This window comes from Gilliamella sp. W8136 (assembly GCF_016101285.1).
In the GTDB taxonomy this organism is placed as follows: Bacteria; Pseudomonadota; Gammaproteobacteria; order Enterobacterales; family Orbaceae; genus Gilliamella; species Gilliamella apicola_N.
Map to the genome: position 1 here is coordinate 1 of NZ_JACFQU010000036.1, position 2,002 is coordinate 2,002.

At 34.5% G+C, this 2,002-nt stretch carries 2 protein-coding genes and 1 pseudogene; 1 reads left to right on the plus strand and 2 read right to left on the minus strand.

The genetic code is table 11. The features are described 5' to 3' along the window. Positions 1–46: 46 nt before the first annotated feature. The gene (locus tag H3T96_RS14515; RefSeq protein WP_144093566.1) at positions 47–1,339 is read right to left on the minus strand and encodes a phage tail protein; all 1,293 of its coding nucleotides are present in this window, start codon (positions 1,337–1,339) and stop codon (positions 47–49) included. A gap of 229 nt (positions 1,340–1,568) precedes the next feature. On the opposite strand from H3T96_RS14515, the pseudogene H3T96_RS14520 reads away from it, so the two are divergent. Further along, positions 1,569–1,664 (plus strand): annotated as a pseudogene (locus H3T96_RS14520) (IS3 family transposase); the annotation flags it as partial. Positions 1,665–1,726: 62 nt separating this feature from the next. Here the strand turns inward: H3T96_RS14520 and H3T96_RS14525 are convergent. After that, a partial coding sequence (locus H3T96_RS14525) for a tail fiber assembly protein (protein ID WP_144093568.1) occupies positions 1,727–2,002 on the minus strand: 276 nt, incomplete at its 5' end.

A 2,002-nucleotide genomic window follows, 5' to 3' on the forward strand; every position in this document is an offset into this window, starting at 1 on the left:
ACTGCTGATTCTGGTTTTAATTGATATTTCATTATTTTTCTCCTATTTATTCTGCTTTAACGATATACATAAATGCGATATTTCTAGGGCGAGTTTCGTTTTCACCATAATTATTAGTCCATCCAGTTTGTTGTGAACCACGTGCAACTGATGCATTAACATTTCCTGAGGAACTAAAACTAGTTAGTGAATTTATACTATGATTATGGCTTTGAATTGCGTAATTTTGCCAACTTAATATTTCACGTCCAGCATCTACTCCTCTAGTATTATCCCAACCTCGAATAAATTCGCCACGCAAATCTGGTAAACGTCCCCACCAATAAATACTTCCAAGTTTTTTAAATCGATTAACATCAAATGAAGAACCATTACATTCAAGCCAACCTGAAGGAAGTTGATTACTAGGCCATGGTTGCGGAATTCCAACGGGTAAAACACGATCTTTAACAAATTCATCTAAACCACCTATACGAGGTGCTTCAATAAATCCTGATATCCAACCATCATGATTGATAAACCAAGAAAAATCATTTTTTACTAGGCTGTATAAACCAACGACACCATCATCGCGAACGATTTGGTAAAATCTTTTATCTTGTGAAAATATTCGAGATTCAAATTCGTGCGATTGAAACTTATCTGCAATTGGATCAATTCGTTTATGGGCTGCGCTTGCATGATCATATGCAGACTGAGCTTTTATGTCGGAAAATCGTGCATATTCATAAGCATCTCGAACTGCTTTGGGAGTTGCAGCTTGATTTTCAATTGTTGAATCAGTAGCTGAATTTAATTGCACAAAACCTTTTGATTTAGTCGTCGCATCTGGGTGATTAGTTGATTTTTCATGAGTTACTATTTTGCTGGTAATTAAATCATTCACATATTGACGGGTGGCTAATACCACCGATGGATCAATTTTAAGAGCAACAGCATTAACATTATCAACCACAATAATCATTCGTATGACTTGTGTGCGACCACTGCCTTCAGATAGTTTTGGTTTATAGGTGGCAGGGCAATTACCGACAGCAACTAAATTATCATCTTTATCATATAAGCCGATTTCATTAATAAACCAACCGCCTTGATTTTCAGGAATAACTAATTCAGCGATAATTTGATTAGGATTTTTTTCATCAGTGTTCAATGAATTAAGTGGTGCTTGATACACTTCGTGAACTAATTTGGTTTGACTAGCATCTGGTGTTGTCGGATTACCATTTGCATCACCAACAGCCATCTTACTTAATTTGAGTGGAATACCTAAAGCAGTAGCATTTGCTAGTAATGCTGCCCCTTGTTGAGTAAGTAACGTATAAAATTTTTGACCCATATTTTTATCCTATAAATAAAAATTCGAATCGCTAATAAGACGATCGAATGAGCTGATTATGTTTGTTTTAAATGTCTAATTTATGAATACTTTATAAAGTGCATTGGATTTGCATTTTATAAAATGGCTTGCTAAAGATAGTGACACAGTCTAAAAAAGTTAGTTAATGGATGGATTTGTAAAAAAAATGATTACAAACAGCTAAGATAACAAAACGTTATAAATATAAGAATATATTGAATACTACAACACCAAACGGATTAAAGCCAAATTAAAAGGCCTGACTCCGGTTGAATATCGAAATCAGGCCTTACAAGCCACTTAATAAAAGTGACCAACTTTATGGGGTCACTTCAACATTACTAAGGTTTTTATTTATTCGTTACTTTATTTTGGTTGGTTTGGCCATTCAATATTTGGCGCTAGTTCAATATCAATACGATTTACTAGCACTCGATATTTTTTCCATTCAACGAGTAATTGCGCTTCTTGTTCACTGGCAATTTGTGAATCAACGGCATCTTGTAAATAACTGATTTGCGTAGTTGCTTCAGTGAGAAGTTGATTTTTCTTGGTTGAAGCTTGATTGATTTCATATTGAAGCTGTTTATTTTTATCAAATTGCCATTTTTCCCCATCCCAGCTATCAAATTCACTTGCTGG